Source organism: Actibacterium atlanticum, from assembly GCF_000671395.1.
Lineage (GTDB): Bacteria > Pseudomonadota > Alphaproteobacteria > Rhodobacterales > Rhodobacteraceae > Actibacterium_D > Actibacterium_D atlanticum.
On sequence record NZ_AQQY01000004.1, the window covers coordinates 131835 to 147844 of the forward strand.

The window sequence follows — 16010 nt, forward strand, 5'->3', positions numbered from 1 at the left end:
TGTCATGGACCGATGAAAGGTGTCGATTTGCCGGATGTTCGGTCTCCATCGCGGCGTCAGGTGTTGCGTTGTCAGGTGTTACGTCGGGCCTCCCACGGCATCAGCCATCCGCCGATCAATCGCATGGCCCAGTCCAGGGTCACCCCGGTCAGGCCCAGCACGATCAGCCCCATGATGACGACATCACTGAGAAGGAATTTCGCGGCGTCCCAGATCATCCAGCCGATCCCTGCGGTGGCGGCGACGATTTCAGCAGCGACAAGCACCGTATAGATAAAGCCCAGAGATATCCGAAGCCCGGCCAGAATGGTCGGCCCGGCGGCGGGCAAATATACATGCCAAAGCAAATCCCACCGCCGTGCGCCCAGCGCCTGTGCGGCCCGGGCATAGATCGGGTCAATGTTCCAGATCGCCTGCGTAGTGGTGATGATGATCCCGGGCAGCCCGGCCAGAAACAACAGGGCGAACTTGCTTTCCTCGCCAATGCCCAGCCACATCACCAGCAGGGTATACAGTCCCAAGGGCGGCAAAGGGCGATAGAACTCGATGATCGGGTTCAAAAGGGCGCGTGCGTCGCGGCTTAGCCCCATCACAATGCCAAGTGGGATGCCCACCAGAATGGCGGCAAAGAACGCGGCCAGAATGCGCAACAGGCTGACGCCGACGTGGGTCTGCAGGGTGTTGCCCTGATAGCCTTTGTTGACGGCTTTCAGAAAGGCATTCCAAACGGCTTCGGGCGCGGGCAGAAACAGCTTATTTGCCAGACCGGTTGCGGTCACAATTTCCCACGCCAGCAGCATCATCACCACGGTCAGCAGTGACAGTGCCGTACCGCGCTGCAGGATGCGCGCCTTGGCGCCGGTGTATTTTTTGGTAAGCCAAGCCGTCATTGCTTTGCCCCCAGCAAACGCATGATGGTAACGGCGTAAATCTTGGCGGCTTCGACCGATTTTGGGATCGAAATCCATTCGTTGTCAGCCGCCCAGCCGTCTTCACCCGGGCCAAAGGTCACGGCGTTCACACCGGCCTCGCGAAAACGGATCGTGTCGTTGAAAGCGTTCTTGCGGTTCAGCCGGGGGCGTTCGCCGCGCATGGTTTCATAGACATCTGACAGGGTCGCGACGGGCTCTTCATGTTCTTCGACATTGGGCGTGCCCGCCACGAACAGCGATCCGGGCACCTGACGAACCGCAGCGGCGATATCATTGCGCCCGCCCAACATACCGCTGGTGACGTTTTGAATGTCTTGCAGGACACTCTCCATTGTCATGCCCGGCACAATCCCCACGACCGATAGAGTGATGGTGCAAGTGTCGGGCGAGAACTGTATTTCACCGGTCAGCCCGCCCCGGATTCGCACCACCGAGCACATCGGCGGCGTGTGCCCCATGAACTTATGCGGCACATGGGTGAAAGCCATGGTTTCAAGATCCGACAGCAGCCGCCCGGCCTCGAGGATCGGATTGGCGACAATGTCGGGGCGCCAGATATGGCCTTTGGTTCCGGTCAGTTCGATCTCGACCAGGCAGTGGCCCGAATTAGCGGTAGAAACCGACAAGCCCCACGGGCCTTCGGGTCCGCCCCAGGCGGTGGGTTCAGCGGTGATGGAATAGTCCGGCTTCAGGCCCAGTTCCTGTGTCACAAAGATCGAACCATCGGTGCCGTCGCGTTCTTCGTCGACGGTGAAACAGGCGATCAGTTCTCCGGCGAGTTCAGGCTTGGCATCGGTGACGGCCTGAAGGGCGATCAGTGCGCTGGCCATGTTGCCACGGGTATCCGACGTGCCGCGCGCATAAAGCAAATCGCCATGGCGGGTGGCCTTGTAAGGGTCGAAATCAGTCTTGTCCCATTTCTCAGGTTCGACCACCGGATATGTGTCCAGATGGTCGTTGATCATCAGGCTGGGGCCTTCGCCGCCTTTGATCCGCCCCAGCACATTGGGACGACCGCGCCGCTTGGTGGGCATTTCAACCGTAAAACCCATGCCCTTCAGTTCACCGGCGACCATATAGGCGATGGCCTCTTCCTTGGCGGGGGGCTGATCAGGGTCAAGCGCGTTGCCCGAATCCGGCTGACCGCACCTGATCAAGGCACTGGCAAGGTCGAGCCATGCCTCTTCGGTAATGCTGTTGACCACCGATTGTTCGAATGGGGTCAGTTCTTGTGCAGCCATGATTTGGTCCCGGTTCTTGTCTTCGTTCAAAAGGTTAAGAACTGTGACCGTGACAATCTGCTGCTAGTTTTGTCTTGCTTCGTGACGAAAAAGGCACCGGTCCGGATGAACAATTTACGTGTCTACCGCTATATCGACGCAATATCGCGCACCGGGTCTATTCGGCAGGCGGCCGACATACTGGCGATCACACCTTCAGCACTGAATCGCCGCGTCATCGCCCTTGAAGAGGAACTGGGAGTTCCGATCTTTGAACGACTCGGGCGCGGGGTGCGACTCAGCACCGCCGGGGAGTTGTTGGTTGATTTGATGCGCAAGCACCTGGCCGAAACCGCGACAATGAAATCACGGATCGCGGACCTGTCTGGTTTGCGGCGCGGTCATATCTCGGTGGCTTGCAGCCAAGCGGTGCTGCCGCACTTCCTTCCTGAACAGATCGAACGCTTCCAGGCAGAGTTTCCGCAGGTGACATTCAGCGTGTCAAACAAGGATGGCGCAGAGGCGGCCGAGGCTTTGCTGAACTACAGCGTCGATCTGGCGATCGTGTTTGAGACGCTAAAACACTCTGAATTTCAGACCCTGTTTGCCGTGCCCCAACCAATTTTTGCCTTCATGTCCGAAGACCATCCGCTGGCCCAAAAACCAAAGCTCAAGTTCAGCGAGTGTCTGGAGTATCCCCTGGCGCTTCCCAGCAACCGCTATGCCGTGCGCAAAGCGATCAAGACCATGGCCGACCGTAGCAACACGCAGCTTAGCCCCGCGATTGAGGCCGATAGCTATGTCTTGTTGCAAGCCTATGTTTCCAAGACCAAAGCAATCGGATTTGAGTTGCAGATTGGTTTGCCATCAGAGTTTGACGCCGTGCTGGTCGCCCGCCCGCTAGAGCAGCCTCGGCTGGCACCCGGGTTACTGTACATTGTGCAGCGAAAAGACCGTAGCCTGCCCGTTGCTTCGGCCCGGTTCGCGCAGCAATTGACCGAGGTTCTGGCCGAACGGTATGACAGACCCCAGCGGTGATCAGCCCGGAATTGTAAGCGCCACTGCAACGCAGACCACGCCAAACAAGACCACGGTCAAAGACGCCATCAGTCCAAAAACCGGCCCACCGCTTGAGGCAATCAGTTTGGGCGACGACGATATGCCGAGCGCTGCGACGGACATGACCAAAAGGCTGGACGAGATTGTTTCGGCGCTGGTCAAAACCAGCGCGGGCAAGGGCAACAGCATGCGCAGTCCGATGCAGGCGGCGAAGGCCCAGACGAACCAAGGCAGTTGCACGCCGGTTGCACTTTGGCCCATGCGGGCAGCAACCACCAACAACACGACAGGCAGAAATGACACGCGGATCAATTTCACCAGCGTGGCGGAATCGCCTGCCTCGGTCGAAACTGAATACCCCGCCCCGATCACCTGCGCGACGTCATGAATCGATGCGCCCAGGACCACACCGGTCTGGAAGTCGCTAAAACCAAACTGAGCCAGCACCGCCGGGTAAAGCACCATGGCGACGGTCGACAGCACCGTGGCCCCGGTAATCACCGTAACCGTATGTTGGCGTTGTGATTTAGATCCTAAGGTCACCGCCGCCAAAGCAAGTGCCGCAGAAGCCCCACAAATCGCCACAGCCCCGGTGGCAATCAACGATCCGATCCGATCCAGCCCAAAGGCCCGGCCCAGCAACCAGCCCAATATCAGCGTGGCGACGCAACATCCCAGTGTGATCCCCAAGATTACCGGCCCCAGATCAATCAGCGGGTCCAACGCGATCCGCAACCCCAACAGGGCCACCCCAATTTTCAATCCGGTCTTCGCCATCATGTCTACGCCGGGCTGCAAGCGTGGGTTTTCATAGAGAAACGTCAGCGATAACCCAAACAACAGCGCCATCAGCATCCGCGGCGCGCCATAGCGATCTGCAACAAACGCGGACGCCAAGGTTACAACCACCGAGATCGCAACCCCCGGCCCAAGCCGGTTCAGCAGCGCCTTTGCCTCCGGGGTTACCTTTGAGGTTTGGTACGACATTACTCTTCCAGATGTTCCAGATCGTGAATGATGATGGCACTGCGGGTGATTTCAACCACGCCCGCGGCCTTCAGCTTGTCCAGCGATTGAGTGACCCATTGCCGTGTGGCCCCAACAATCGCCGCGATTTGTTCATAGGTCACGGTGCGATCTACCACGATCGTGTCACCCTCGGGGCGACCGGTGGTGTTGGCCAGGATCACCAGCAACTGGCTGAGCCGCTCAGAAACCGACCGCGTTCCCAGCATCTGGATCAGCGCCGAATAGCTTTTGCCCTTGGCGATCAGCCCTTCGATCACACCGACCGCCACATCCGGCACCTCGCGCACCAGTTTCAGCAGGCTGGTGCCCGACAGGAATAGCAGCTCGCACGGCTCCAACGCATCTGCTGACCACATATGCCGCCCCCGCGCGAAGACTTCAGGCCCGCCGACGAAATGGCCGCTGCTCCAATAGGCCAACGTGATCTCGCGCCCGGATGGACCGGCGTAATAGGTTCGCACACGCCCGCGTTCGATGATCCAGACCCCGGTATGGGGCGCACCCTGATGAAAGATCCCATCACCCTTTTCAAAACGGCAGCGCGAGCCAAGGCTGCGCACGCGCTTCAAATCATCCGCTGATAGACCAGTCAGAAAGCCAGCGCCTTCGTTCAGCTCAGCGAAGTATTCAGACAGAAATATCGCACTCAGCTGAGTTGGTTGGGGGTCGGTTTGTTTATTCATTGGCGTGGTTGCGCCGCCAGATAGCGGGCGATGGCCTCTATTTCAGTATCATCTGTAGGCATCATAGACCCATGCGGCACGCAGCCCTGATGGGTGTCCCGCCGCCCGTCGCGAAAGTCTTTCATCTGTTTCGACAAATAGCCAGCGTGCTGTGAAGTCAGATGCGGCACGCCCATAAACCCGACCTCGGCGTCGTGGCAGGCGCCGCAACTGCGTTGGGCATAGAATTCACTGCCTGCGGTGTCTCCATCGCCCGTCGGTGTGGGCGGGTCTTGGGTTGAAAACCATTCGACAACCACCGGGATGTCTTCGGGTTTCAGCTCGGTCACGATCTGCGCCATCTGACCGCCGTCATTGTGGCGCCCGCCAGATAGGAAAGCGCGCACCTGGATGTCCAGATAGGTTGCATCCTGCCCGCCCAGGTTGGGGAATTTCGCATTGGCCGAGACGCCGAACAACCCATGGCATAGCGCGCAGATTTCATAGGGCGGATAGGCATCCGCGTCAAAATCGGCCCATGCAGGCAGAGCGCAGAGCGCCAACAGGGTGCTAAGGCGTTTAAGACCCATGCCGGTGCTGCCGCATGACTTTGGCGGTGACAGGTTCCACCGCGCCATTGGCGAATAGCAGCGACAGGTTAACCGTGTCGCCCTCGGCCAGCGCGGCCTTGGGGTGCATCAGCATGATGTGAAGCCCACCATGGGCAAAGGCCACGGTCTGGCCAGGTGCGATCTCGATCAGGTCAACGCCGCTCATGGTGGCGATACCGTTTTGCTCGGAGGTTTGGTGGATATGCGCCATGGCATAGTCGGGCGAAGACACGCCCACCAACTGGCGCGGGCTGTCGCCGGTGTTGGTGATCTGCATGAACGCGGCGTGGGCCATCACGCCCGGCGGGGCCAGCGGCACCATCGGCTCCTCAATCGTTAGCCCTTCGGCAAAGGCAAGACCGGGCAGGCACATCAGGGCAAGGGCAAAACGTTTCATTGCGAAAGTTCCCTTCTGTAGGAAATCTGAAGGCGAGCCAGAAATTCGGCCGTCAGTCCGGGGTCGAACGGCGGTTGCAGCTTGGCACGCAGGGTGCCGTCAGGCGCAATCACGGACACGGCCGAGCTGTGCTGGACCTCGTAGTAGCCCGTCGAATCCGGCGGCATCAGGCGGTAAAAACTATCCGTCGCCTCGACCATCGCGTCGATTTGGTCGCGGGTGCCAGTGAAGCTTTTGAACTCTGGATGGAAGAACTTGGCGTAGTCGCTGACAGTTTCGGCGTCGCGATCCGGGTCAACCGAGATAAACACCACCTTGGGCACATTATCGGGGCGCACCCGCATCCCTGTTTCGCTGATCGCGGCCTCAAGGTTGCCAAGGGTGAACGGACAAACATCGGGACAGGACAGAAAGCCGAACATGATGATGGTCCAGGCTCCGGTCAGGTCCTGATCGGTAAAGCTCTCGCCCAGATCGTTTGAATAGGTAAAGGCGGGCAGTGCAACGGGCTCATCCAGCTCGACCCCCTGAACCTGGGCACTGGCGGGCGCCGCCAGCAAGAACAGTGCTGTCATCAGGTGTTTGATCATGCGTTCTGGCTTTCGAATGCTTTGCGGCTTTCGGCCTTGATCGTGTCCAGACAGAACTGACGGGCTTTGATGTATTCGGCGGAAGACGCCATATCGGTTGAACGCGGGCGCGGCAGGTCAATTTTGACGTCCTCAATGATGCGGCCCGGCGCGGCGCTCATAATCAGAACGCGGTCAGCCAGGAACACGGCCTCATCGACGTCATGGGTGACAAACACCACGGTGGTGCCAAACTTGCGCCAGATATCCAGCAGGCTTTCCTGCATCATCAAGCGGGTCTGGGCATCCAGCGCGCCAAAAGGTTCATCCATCAGCAGGACAGAAGGGTAATTCGCCAAAGCGCGGGCAATGCCGACACGCTGCTGCATGCCACCCGAAAGTTCCGCTGGGTAGCGATCGCCGAATTTCTTCAGCCCGACCAGTTCAAGAAAGGTGTTGGCGGTTGACCCGGATTCAACCCGCCCATGCCCTGCCATCTTCGGGCCGAAGGCGACGTTTTCATAAACGGTTTTCCAAGGCAGCAACGAATACTGCTGAAACACCATACCCCGATCCGGGCCGGGTTTTTCAACGACCTTGTCATCCACTGTGACTTCGCCGGTCGAAGGTTTCACATAACCCGCAATGGCGTTCATCAACGTCGACTTACCGCAGCCCGAGGGGCCAAGGATACAAACGAACTCTCCCGCTTCGATGTCAATCGAGGTGGTCTCGACAGCGATGTGTTTCTCGGCACCAGTGCCAAAAGCAATCGACACATCCTTGACCGAGATTTGACCCTTGCCTTGGTCATCGGACGCACGCGGGGTTTTAAACTTCAGGACATCAAGCATGAGACGGCTCCGGGATTGGTTCAAGGTCAGTGCGCGACTTGCGCCACGCGAGGTAAAGGATTAGCGCGACCAACAGGCCAAAGCCGCCGAAGGTCAGGATCGGGCCCATCGTTTCAAGCGCCAAAGATGTAGACACCCCCAGCCCCAGCATCGCCAGCCCGACGACCCAGGAAGGCGTGGCACAACAGACGACCCAGCTCATGGTGGCATTGGTCATGGCAACCAGAACAGCACCCAACCCGGTTGTCGCCCGTAGTTTGTTGCTGGTCCCTGCTGAACAGGCATCACGTTTTGTCAGAGTCAAACAAAGCGACACCATTGCCCCTAAAATGAACAGAACAAAAAGGCGCGATGGAACAACGTTCAAACTCCACTCGGAAATACCGGTGCCGTAGTCGTAATTCATCTTGCCGATTTCAAGCAGCCATTCCTCCCAGATGATAGGGGGGATGTCGGACCACGACGGGGTGGATTTGATGATCCAGATCACATTGCCGATCCAGTCATAGCCAGTGACGTAGTTTGGCAAAGTCTGAAACCGCACGATCAGGGCGATCATCATGAATACCTGAAACAGCAGGGCAAAGATCAGACCGTGCAGCACCATCTGTTTCCAGGTGCCACGGACGTCGGCCCAAAGCGTCGCGAAAAGGGTCATCAGCGTGTCCTCTTTTGCCATTTGAGCATGGGTTTGGTGATCATCTTCACAGCGGCGGTTGAGCCGGTACCCAGGAAACCGATCACCAGCATGCCGACGACAATGTCCTGATAGTTGATCAGGCTATAGGCATCCCAGGTGAAGTAGCCGATGCCGTATTGGCCCGAGATGATCTCGCCCGCCAGCAAGGAGAACCAGCTGACCCCCATTCCAATCGCCAACCCTGCGGCGATAGAGGGCAAAGCGGCGGGGATCACCACATGGCGGAATACAGCCCAGCGGCTGGCGCCCAGCGATTGCACGGCGCGCACCAGAACTTCGGGCGTTTGCTCGACCCCGTGCAGGGTGTTCAGCACGATGGGGAACAGCGCGCCCAAAAAGGTGATGTAGATGATCGAGCTTTCCTCGGTCGGCCACATAAGGATCGCCAGCGGGATCCAGGCCACGGCCGGGATCGGGCGCACGACCTCGATATAGGGCATGATAAAGGCCCGCGCGATGCGCGAGCGGCCCATGATCAGGCCGATGAAAATGCCCAGCACCGTCGCCAGGCTATAGCTGATCAGAATGCGGCGCATCGAGACGCCGATATGGGTCCAGAAAATCTCGGTCTGGATATGGCCCAGAAAGGCCGTTAGCACGCGCCATGGCGATGGCACGTTCGAAAAATTGATATAGAAATCGAGGTTGATGGCGGTTGCGATGTGCCACAGCAGCGCGCCCGCGCTGAGCGACAGAAAGACCATGCCGATATTGCCCAACTGTTTGCGGCTGAGGCGCGGCAGGCGCGAAGGTTTGGCGTCGGATGTGGTGCCCTGCGCGGCCGGGGCGCCCACCAGTGTGGTTTCCTCAGCATCTTTGATCTTTAGTGCCGTCGCCATTTTGAGAGCCTTCTTTCAAACGTTGGAAGGCCAGGGCGCGAACGCCCCGGCCGTGCCTCTTTTGTGTGGCGATTAGCCTTCGGCAATGAAGTCCGCGATTGCTTCGTCAAAGCTGACCAGGGTTCCGCCAGTTTCGCTGGCATAGGTCTCTGCCTCGCCTTTGCGCAGGAAGGTCGCGTACTCTTCGCCAGACTTGACCCAGAAGGCGGTCTTGCCGAACAGCTTCAGGCCTGTTTCCACGTCATAAACGTAGGTGGCGTTCACCAGCGCGGCGGTGGCGCGGATCTCGGCCATGGCTTTCAGGAACTCAGGCATGGTTCCGAAAGAGGAAACACCATCACGCGAGTGCCAAATCTCCATCGGCAGGCCTTTATTGGCGACCGCTGGGTCCACCATCACGGCTTTGTCGGCCTCATAGTCGACACCCAAGTCGGCGTAGGCGGCCTTCAGGTAGTCCTCGGTGATCCAGGCGTCGAAATCGAGCGGCGGGATCGCCTTTTCCTTAACCAGAACGCCGTGGTTGAACTTCAGCGCGTCGACCCATTCCTGCTTGATTGACGGTTCCAGCGTCAGGTGGCCACCTTCCGAGAAATACAGGTAAAGAACCTCTTTCTCGACGCCGGTCCAGCCTTCCATCAGGGTCACAGCCTGCATCGGATCTTCGCGAATCCACTCCCCGGCTTCCCAGACGGCTTTGATAAAGGCTTCAACGACTTCGGGGTATTCCACCGCAAAGTCCTCGCGGACCACAACGCCGTGCAGGTAGGGCACGCCGGTTTCCGAACCGTCATAGATTTTGCGACCCGTGCCGCGGAATTCCATAATCTCTGACCAGGGGCAGAAGTCCGAATGCGCGTCGATCTTGCCCGCCGCGATGTTGGCGGCACCCACGGCGGGGCTCTGGTTTTTCAGAACGTAGTCGCCGGTGGGAATTTCGTTGTCCTGCATTGCCTTGAGCAACATGCCCCATGCGGCCGAGCCAACCGGGGTAGACACGGCTTTGCCTTCCAGTTGGTCAATCGAATAGATGTCACTATCGACCGGTACGACGATGGCGTTGCCCGAGCCTTTCAGGTTGTAACCTGTTCCAGCCACGTAAAGCGTGCGCAGGCTTTCAGTTTCCTGAAACTTGGCGCCATTCACGATCAGAGGGTAATCCCCCATGACCCCAAAGTTCAGCTTGTTGGCCAGCATCTGGTTGGTGATTGGGCCGCCCGAGCTGTAGTCCGCCCAGCTGACGTCATATTCGGCGTCGGCGTATTTGCCATCGGTGGGCAGGTACTTTTCAAGCAGGCCCAGTTCTTTGACGACGATCCCTGCGGTATACGTGTCGGTGCACATCGACTGGTGCCCGACCGCGATGGTGATCTTTTCGGCCGATGCCATCGAGGCCATCGGTACAAGTGCTGCGCCAAGCAACACAGATTTTAAAGTATAGTTCGTAGTCATTGCGACGTTCCCTTGGAAGATTTCAGTTTTCCGTCTGCAACCAGTATCGGGGCTGTTTTGGGCTTCTCAAAACTCGGGAAGTTAACAATTTGTAAGCAATTTCACTTTGCTCAAAAAACAGACGCGAAATCGAAGAAACGGGTCGCAATGTATCACTGAAAAGACAGTATTTTGGCGAATCGGTGATTCTTATTATTTGTTTGTTTTCAATATCTTAGGTGTGTTTTTCGGGTGGCAAGAACGCCCCTGTCAGCGGGGCTGAAGGGGTGTTCAGTCTGAAATGTTGCAGCCCCACAAAGGGGGGGTTAGGCAGCCATTTTGCCCAGTGCCCAACGGACATTCTTGCGCACGTCCGGGTCGGTATCGTCTTCGTATTTTTGCAGGAAAGGCGCCGTTTCTGGCACTGCCAGTTCGCCCAGAACCGCCGCGCATTCTTTGCGCAAATTCGGCACTGGCAAATCCATCATCGGGCCGATTTCCATGGCCGCTTCGGTAGCCCCCAGCTTGCCCAATGAACGAACAGCCTTGAGACGAACCTGCCAAAATTCATCGTCCAGTACGCTCCGCAGCGCGGTAACGCAGCCTGCCCCACCGGTTTTCGCCAGGGTTTCAGCGGCAGCTTCCCGCACGATCCACTCGGAGTCATTCAACGCTTCAATCAGCGTGGCTTCGGCATGTTCAGACTTGGAAAACCCGAGCGCAGACAACGCTGTGCGCCGCACTTTTGGCGTGGCGTCATGTGCGGCATCCCGCAACGCCGGCAGCGATGTTTCATCCTGCAACCAGCCGATCACGCCTACCGCTTCGATGCGAACGATATCCGAACTGTGTTTCAGGGCAGCGATTGCCGGTCCCATTGTTTCTGGGCGACGCAGTTCTTTGATGCCTGCGAAACAGGCAGCCAGCTTAATTTCATCTTCGTCCGACAAGTGCGGCAAGATGGAATCCCCTGCGGACGGGTCTTTTAGTTCTTTCAGACTAATCGCAGCCGCTTCGACAACTGCGGGGTCGGTATCGGACAAAGCGATAACCAAAGCCGCCGCCGTTTCGGGCCCATCAAAATCCGTAAGCCCCTGCGCCGCTTGTTTGCGGACACCAGCATCTTCATCACTGATCGCTTTGGCCAGATAAGGGATTGCAGCCGGGTCGGCGCTGTCGGTCAGGTCAATAATGGCCATGATCCGTGCGCCCGGTGCCGGGTCGTCCAGCCCTTCGGCCAGTTCGGAAATGTCATCGAATTCTTCGAAAAGTGCGCTCACGTCCGCCTCACTTCAGCAAATAGGGAAGGTTCACGGTGACGGCGCCGGTGGGGCAGTCGGCCTCGCAGGGCATGCAGTACCAGCATTCGTCGTATTTCATGAAAGCTGTCTTGTTGCCTTCGTCGGTTTCCACGATGCGCAACACATCCAGCGGACATACATCGACACAGACGGTGCAGCCTTTGTCGGCAATACACAGGTCGTCATTCACGATCACAGGCACGGTTGTAGAGGTTTGTGCGAGAGGCATATCGTAGATCCTTCTTCTTATTCTGCCGCGACCGAAGGGTCGACGCGCTGCTTGTCATAGGCGTCTTTCTCTTCGTCAGCGATTTCAACGACATAGGGTTTGACGTCTTGCTTGCGATGCGCGGGTTTTCCGTCTTCACCCTTGGTCAGGATCGTGTGGCAGAACCAATTTTCATTGTCGCGTTCGTACTCGACCCGGTTGTGGTACAGCCCCCAGCGGCTTTCGGTTCGATAAAGCGAAGCCGCCGCCGCCATGTCAGCGCAGTCCAGGATCGACGAGGCTTCGAGCGCGCGCATCAGCTCGTGGCTGTCCTGCACATACATGCCTTGTTCCATGTCGTCGCGGACTTCTTCGAAACGTTTCTGCGCCAGTTCCATCTTGGCCGTCACCTTGGGCGGCTGCAGATAGTCATTCACCAGACGGCGGGTTTTGTATTCGATCTGATTTGGCGGGATGCCATCGTCGCGTTTGGTAGGTGCCAGAACGCGGTTGCGTTCGGCCTCGACTTCGCCTTCGTCAAAGGCGGCAAAATCCACATCCGCAATGAAGTCAGCGGCGTCCAACCCGGCGAAAGCGCCATTGGTAAAGGCCCCAAGCATGTAGTTATGCGGTACGTTCGCCATGTCCCCTGCGGCATAGAGGCCAGGGATGGTGGTGCGGGCATGTTCATCGACAAACACTCCGCTGGCCGAATGGCCCGAGCAGAACCCGATTTCCGAGATATGCATCTCGATCATCTGCTTGCGGTAATCTGTGCCGCGCCCGGCATGGAAATGTCCGCGCGTCGGGCGTTCCACGATGTGCAGAACGCGCTCAATCTCGGATACGGTTTCTTCGGCCAGGTGGTTCAGCTTCAGGTAAACCGGCCCTTTGCCGCCCTGCAGCTCGTCGTAAAACTCCTGCATCATCTGGCCCGACCAATAGTCACACTCGATGAACCGTTCACCTTTTGCATTCGCGGTGTACCCGCCCATTGGCCCCGCCACATAGGCACAGGCCGGGCCATTGTAATCCTTGATCAGCGGGTTGATCTGATAGCATTCAAGGTTCGCCAGACCTGCCCCTGCGTGATAGGCCATCGAATAGCCCTCACCCGAGTTGGTTGGGTTCTCGTATGTGCCCATCAGGTAGCCCGAGGTCGGCAGGCCCAATCGCCCGGCGGCCCCCAAGCCCATGATGACGGCCTTGGCGCGGACCACCAGAAATTCAGCGGTGCGGGTGTTGACGCAGATTGCGCCCGCCACCCGACCTTCGCCCGTGAGCAGACGAGTCGACATATAACGGTTGATGATGTTGATGCGGGCTTTGCGCAGCTGACGATAAAGTGCCTTTTTAACCGTATCCCCATTCGGCATCGGCAGCACATAGGTGCCGATGTGGTGCACTTTCTTTACGTCGTATTCGCCGTTTTCATCTTTCTGGAAACGGATGCCAAATTCATCCAACTCTTCAATAATGCCATAGCATTCCTGGGCATAACGATAGACCGCTGCCTGATCGCAAATGCCGTCATTGGCGATGGTGATTTCCTTGGTGTATTGCTCGGGCGTGGCGTAGCCCGGAATGACCGAGTTGTTCAGCCCGTCCATCCCCATCGAAATCGCGCCCGACCGTTTCACATTGGCCTTGTCCAGCAAAACAACATTGGCTTTGGGGTTCTTGCGCTTGGCCTTCAACGCAGCCATCGGTCCAGCGGTACCGCCGCCGATCACTAAGATGTCACAATCAATCTGTGTCAGACCGTCAAGAATTTCGTCCATTACCGGGCTCCTGCTGGGTGTTGGTTTCACGCTGCGCTGCGCTGCGGCGTGATAATGTCAATTAGTTGTCAAGCTGGTCGGAAAGTTCCCGCAGATAGGGAAATGGATAGACCGCACGGTCATGACCGTCTGAAAAATGGACGTTCACGCCAAAAGTGCCGACAGGGTAAAGGCCGGTAATGCAAATGCCCGGCTGTACCGTTACTCCGCCATGATCCAAACGTTCGCGCACCGACCAGGCATCACGCGCTTCTTTGCGCAGCAGGCTCGCGGGCAGTACCGTGGTTTCGCCATTATCCCAGCTGACGTGCAAATGCCGGGCATCTTCGCTGGCTGTCATTTCTTCGATCATGCTTCGCTCCGTTCGCTTTGGATCAGCTTCGCGAAACTTCCAATCCATCAATAGCAATTAATTTACGGACAGGGCTGCTGCGCTGCGGCAATCAAGGGGGAAGCCAGATTGGAGACGCGCCCATGACCTATGTCGTCACAGACAACTGTATTGCCTGCAAATACACCGACTGCGTGTCGGTTTGCCCCGTGGACTGCTTTTATGAAGGGGAAAACATGTTGGTGATCGACCCCGAGGAATGCATCGATTGCGGCGTGTGTGAGCCTGAGTGCCCCGCCGACGCAATCCGGGCCGATACCGAATCGGATATGGAAAAGTGGGTGGCTTTCAACGCCAAATACGCCGCCCTTTGGCCAGTGATTACCGAAGCCAAAGAGCCTCTGGCCGAGGCCGAAGATATGGATGGCACCCCCGGAAAACTGGAAACGCACTTCTCGGAAACCCCGGCTCAGCAGGCCGTATAAGGACGCCAGACATGAACGCTCCAGCCAAAATTATGCCCGACGCGCAGAAGATTACCTCGGTTCAGCATTGGTCCGACACGCTCTTTTCCTTTCGGGTGACGCGCCCGCAATCGCTGCGTTTTCGATCGGGCGAGTTCGTGATGATCGGTCTGTTAAAGGACGACGGCAAACCGCTGCTGCGTGCCTATTCGATTGCTTCGCCCAGCTGGGATGACGAGCTGGAGTTTTATTCGATCAAAGTGCCGGATGGCCCGCTGACCTCGCGTCTGCAAAAGATTGAACCGGGGGATGAGATCATCCTGCGCCCTAAGCCGGTGGGTACGCTGGTGCTGGATGCGTTGCTGCCGGGCAAACGATTGTGGATGATCGCGACCGGCACCGGGATCGCGCCTTTTGCGTCGCTGTTGCGTGACCCGGAAACTTGGGAAGCCTATGATGAGGTCATCGTCGCACATACTTGCCGTACCAAGGCTGAACTGGCCTATGGCACAGAGATTGTCGGGGCTTTGCCAGATGATCCGCTGATCGGCGAGCTGGTTGGTGATAAGTTGAAATACTATCCCACCACCACGCGCGAACCATCGACCTATGAAGGGCGCATCAGTGACCACATCCGCGACGGTCAGGTGTTTAAGGCGCTGGACCTGCCCAAGTGGAACGCGGATGAAGACCGGGTAATGATCTGCGGCAATCTGGCCTTGAACAAAGACATAATGTCCCTGTGCGAAGCTCACGGGCTTGAGGAAGGCGCGAATTCCGCCCCCAAACATTTCGTGGTGGAAAAGGCGTTTATTGACTAAGCCAAAGCGCCTTTAGGTCTTCGATCTCGGCCGTGCCAAAGGTCACGCTTTCGGGCGTGACAAAGGCCGGGGTGCCCAAAATCGCCATGTCGACCGCGAAGTCGCGGTTGTAGCCGATGCGTTCAGACACCGCATCGCTTTCCATTGCGACGGCGATTGCGGCGTAGTCCCAGCCCTCGGCCTCGGCGAGCCGTCTAAAGCTGGCTTCGTTCAGCGGCCCGCGCAATGTCCACAAGGCCTGATGCGCCGTGGCATAGGCGGCGTTTCCCAACAGCGCCTGTACCCCAAGGGCAAAACGCGCTCCTCGCTCTGAACCGGGCGACAAGATCGGCAGTTGCCGCATCTCGATTCGCACATCGGGGTTGGCTGCAACCAGCTTTTCTAGCGGCGGGTGCATCGCTTTGCATGGCGCACAGCGATAGTCGAAAAATTCGACCACGCGGACGGGGGCGTCAACCTGCCCGATCCCCAGAATTGGCGGGTCCTCAAATATCTGGCGATGGGATGAGAGTTTCTCTCGCAGCGCCATACGTTGTTCGCGCGCGGACAACACCTCTAACGCTTCCAGGATAACTTCTGGGTTTTCGAGGATGTAATTCCTGATTTGGGCATCAAGATTCGGCTCGTGCGCCTTGGCCTGAGCCAGGGTCGCCATTAGGGCAAGAATGGGGAAGATATATCGCATCGTTTCGCCTTGTACTTTGGGCAGGCTATCGACAGGCCCGCCATAGCACGACTTGCGCGTGCCAAGACCTCAGGACTCTCACAGGACTGTGATCCTTTTCGCCGTCTAAATGACCAAAG

19 protein-coding genes are annotated in these 16010 nt (G+C 57.8%); 3 read left to right on the plus strand and 16 right to left on the minus strand.

Annotated elements, in window-relative coordinates; all coding sequences use genetic code 11:
• Positions 1-71: 71 nt before the first annotated feature.
• Both ATO10_RS07900 and ATO10_RS07905 read right to left on the minus strand, forming a co-directional pair.
• Entirely contained in the window at positions 72-890 is an 819-nt protein-coding gene (locus ATO10_RS07900) for an ABC transporter permease (protein ID WP_051598030.1), read from the minus strand.
• Positions 887-2173, minus strand: a complete 1287-nt coding sequence (locus ATO10_RS07905; protein WP_035250158.1) for a M20 family metallopeptidase — start codon at positions 2171-2173, stop codon at positions 887-889. Before ATO10_RS07905 ends, ATO10_RS07900 begins: the two co-directional genes overlap by 4 nt.
• A gap of 105 nt (positions 2174-2278) precedes the next feature.
• On the opposite strand from ATO10_RS07905, the gene ATO10_RS07910 reads away from it, so the two are divergent.
• On the plus strand, positions 2279-3190 hold the full coding sequence (locus ATO10_RS07910; protein WP_035250160.1) for a LysR family transcriptional regulator: 912 nt from the start codon (positions 2279-2281) through the stop codon (positions 3188-3190).
• On the opposite strand, the gene ATO10_RS07915 is transcribed toward ATO10_RS07910, so the two are convergent.
• From ATO10_RS07915 to ATO10_RS07975, 13 genes are all read right to left on the minus strand, one after another.
• Positions 3191-4198, minus strand: coding sequence for a YeiH family protein (locus ATO10_RS07915; RefSeq protein WP_051598031.1), 1008 nt, complete (start codon positions 4196-4198; stop codon positions 3191-3193).
• Positions 4198-4923: a Crp/Fnr family transcriptional regulator gene (locus tag ATO10_RS07920; protein WP_035250162.1), complete on the minus strand. Its 726-nt coding sequence runs from the start codon at positions 4921-4923 to the stop codon at positions 4198-4200. The genes ATO10_RS07915 and ATO10_RS07920 overlap by 1 nt, the downstream gene beginning before the upstream one ends.
• Positions 4920-5492, minus strand: coding sequence for a c-type cytochrome (locus ATO10_RS07925; RefSeq protein WP_051598032.1), 573 nt, complete (start codon positions 5490-5492; stop codon positions 4920-4922). Before ATO10_RS07925 ends, ATO10_RS07920 begins: the two co-directional genes overlap by 4 nt.
• Positions 5482-5910 (minus strand): copper chaperone PCu(A)C, encoded by a 429-nt coding sequence (locus ATO10_RS07930; protein WP_051598033.1) that lies wholly within the window; start codon positions 5908-5910, stop codon positions 5482-5484. The genes ATO10_RS07925 and ATO10_RS07930 overlap by 11 nt, the downstream gene beginning before the upstream one ends.
• Entirely contained in the window at positions 5907-6500 is a 594-nt protein-coding gene (locus ATO10_RS07935; RefSeq protein WP_035250164.1) for an SCO family protein, read from the minus strand. The genes ATO10_RS07930 and ATO10_RS07935 overlap by 4 nt, the downstream gene beginning before the upstream one ends.
• Positions 6497-7333: an ABC transporter ATP-binding protein gene (locus ATO10_RS07940; RefSeq protein WP_081806464.1), complete on the minus strand. Its 837-nt coding sequence runs from the start codon at positions 7331-7333 to the stop codon at positions 6497-6499. Before ATO10_RS07940 ends, ATO10_RS07935 begins: the two co-directional genes overlap by 4 nt.
• Positions 7326-7991, minus strand: a complete 666-nt coding sequence (locus ATO10_RS07945; RefSeq protein ID WP_035250166.1) for a hypothetical protein — start codon at positions 7989-7991, stop codon at positions 7326-7328. Before ATO10_RS07945 ends, ATO10_RS07940 begins: the two co-directional genes overlap by 8 nt.
• The gene (locus ATO10_RS07950; protein WP_035250168.1) at positions 7991-8872 is read right to left on the minus strand and encodes an ABC transporter permease; all 882 of its coding nucleotides are present in this window, start codon (positions 8870-8872) and stop codon (positions 7991-7993) included. Before ATO10_RS07950 ends, ATO10_RS07945 begins: the two co-directional genes overlap by 1 nt.
• Before the next feature lie 72 nt (positions 8873-8944).
• Complete coding sequence (locus tag ATO10_RS07955) at positions 8945-10321, minus strand: ABC transporter substrate-binding protein (protein WP_035250170.1); 1377 nt, start codon at positions 10319-10321, stop codon at positions 8945-8947.
• A 305-nt stretch (positions 10322-10626) separates the two neighbouring features.
• Complete coding sequence (locus ATO10_RS07960) at positions 10627-11580, minus strand: HEAT repeat domain-containing protein (protein WP_035250172.1); 954 nt, start codon at positions 11578-11580, stop codon at positions 10627-10629.
• 7 nt (positions 11581-11587) lie between these two features.
• The gene (locus tag ATO10_RS07965) at positions 11588-11830 is read right to left on the minus strand and encodes a 4Fe-4S dicluster domain-containing protein (RefSeq protein ID WP_035250175.1); all 243 of its coding nucleotides are present in this window, start codon (positions 11828-11830) and stop codon (positions 11588-11590) included.
• Between the two features lie 17 nt (positions 11831-11847).
• Positions 11848-13590 (minus strand): fumarate reductase/succinate dehydrogenase flavoprotein subunit, encoded by a 1743-nt coding sequence (locus tag ATO10_RS07970; protein ID WP_035250176.1) that lies wholly within the window; start codon positions 13588-13590, stop codon positions 11848-11850.
• Positions 13591-13651: 61 nt separating this feature from the next.
• Complete coding sequence (locus tag ATO10_RS07975) at positions 13652-13942, minus strand: gamma-butyrobetaine hydroxylase-like domain-containing protein (RefSeq protein WP_035250178.1); 291 nt, start codon at positions 13940-13942, stop codon at positions 13652-13654.
• A gap of 122 nt (positions 13943-14064) precedes the next feature.
• Between ATO10_RS07975 and fdxA the strand changes: the two genes are divergently transcribed.
• Positions 14065-14406 carry a ferredoxin FdxA gene (fdxA, locus tag ATO10_RS07980; protein ID WP_035250180.1) on the plus strand — a complete coding sequence of 114 codons (342 nt, stop codon included), beginning with the start codon at positions 14065-14067 and terminating at the stop codon, positions 14404-14406.
• Positions 14407-14417: 11 nt separating this feature from the next.
• Entirely contained in the window at positions 14418-15206 is a 789-nt protein-coding gene (locus ATO10_RS07985) for a ferredoxin--NADP reductase (protein WP_035250182.1), read from the plus strand.
• Here the strand turns inward: ATO10_RS07985 and ATO10_RS07990 are convergent.
• Positions 15196-15891: a DsbA family protein gene (locus ATO10_RS07990; protein ID WP_035250184.1), complete on the minus strand. Its 696-nt coding sequence runs from the start codon at positions 15889-15891 to the stop codon at positions 15196-15198. The two genes, ATO10_RS07985 and ATO10_RS07990, sit on opposite strands and share 11 nt — an antisense overlap.
• Positions 15892-16010: the final 119 nt, after the last annotated feature.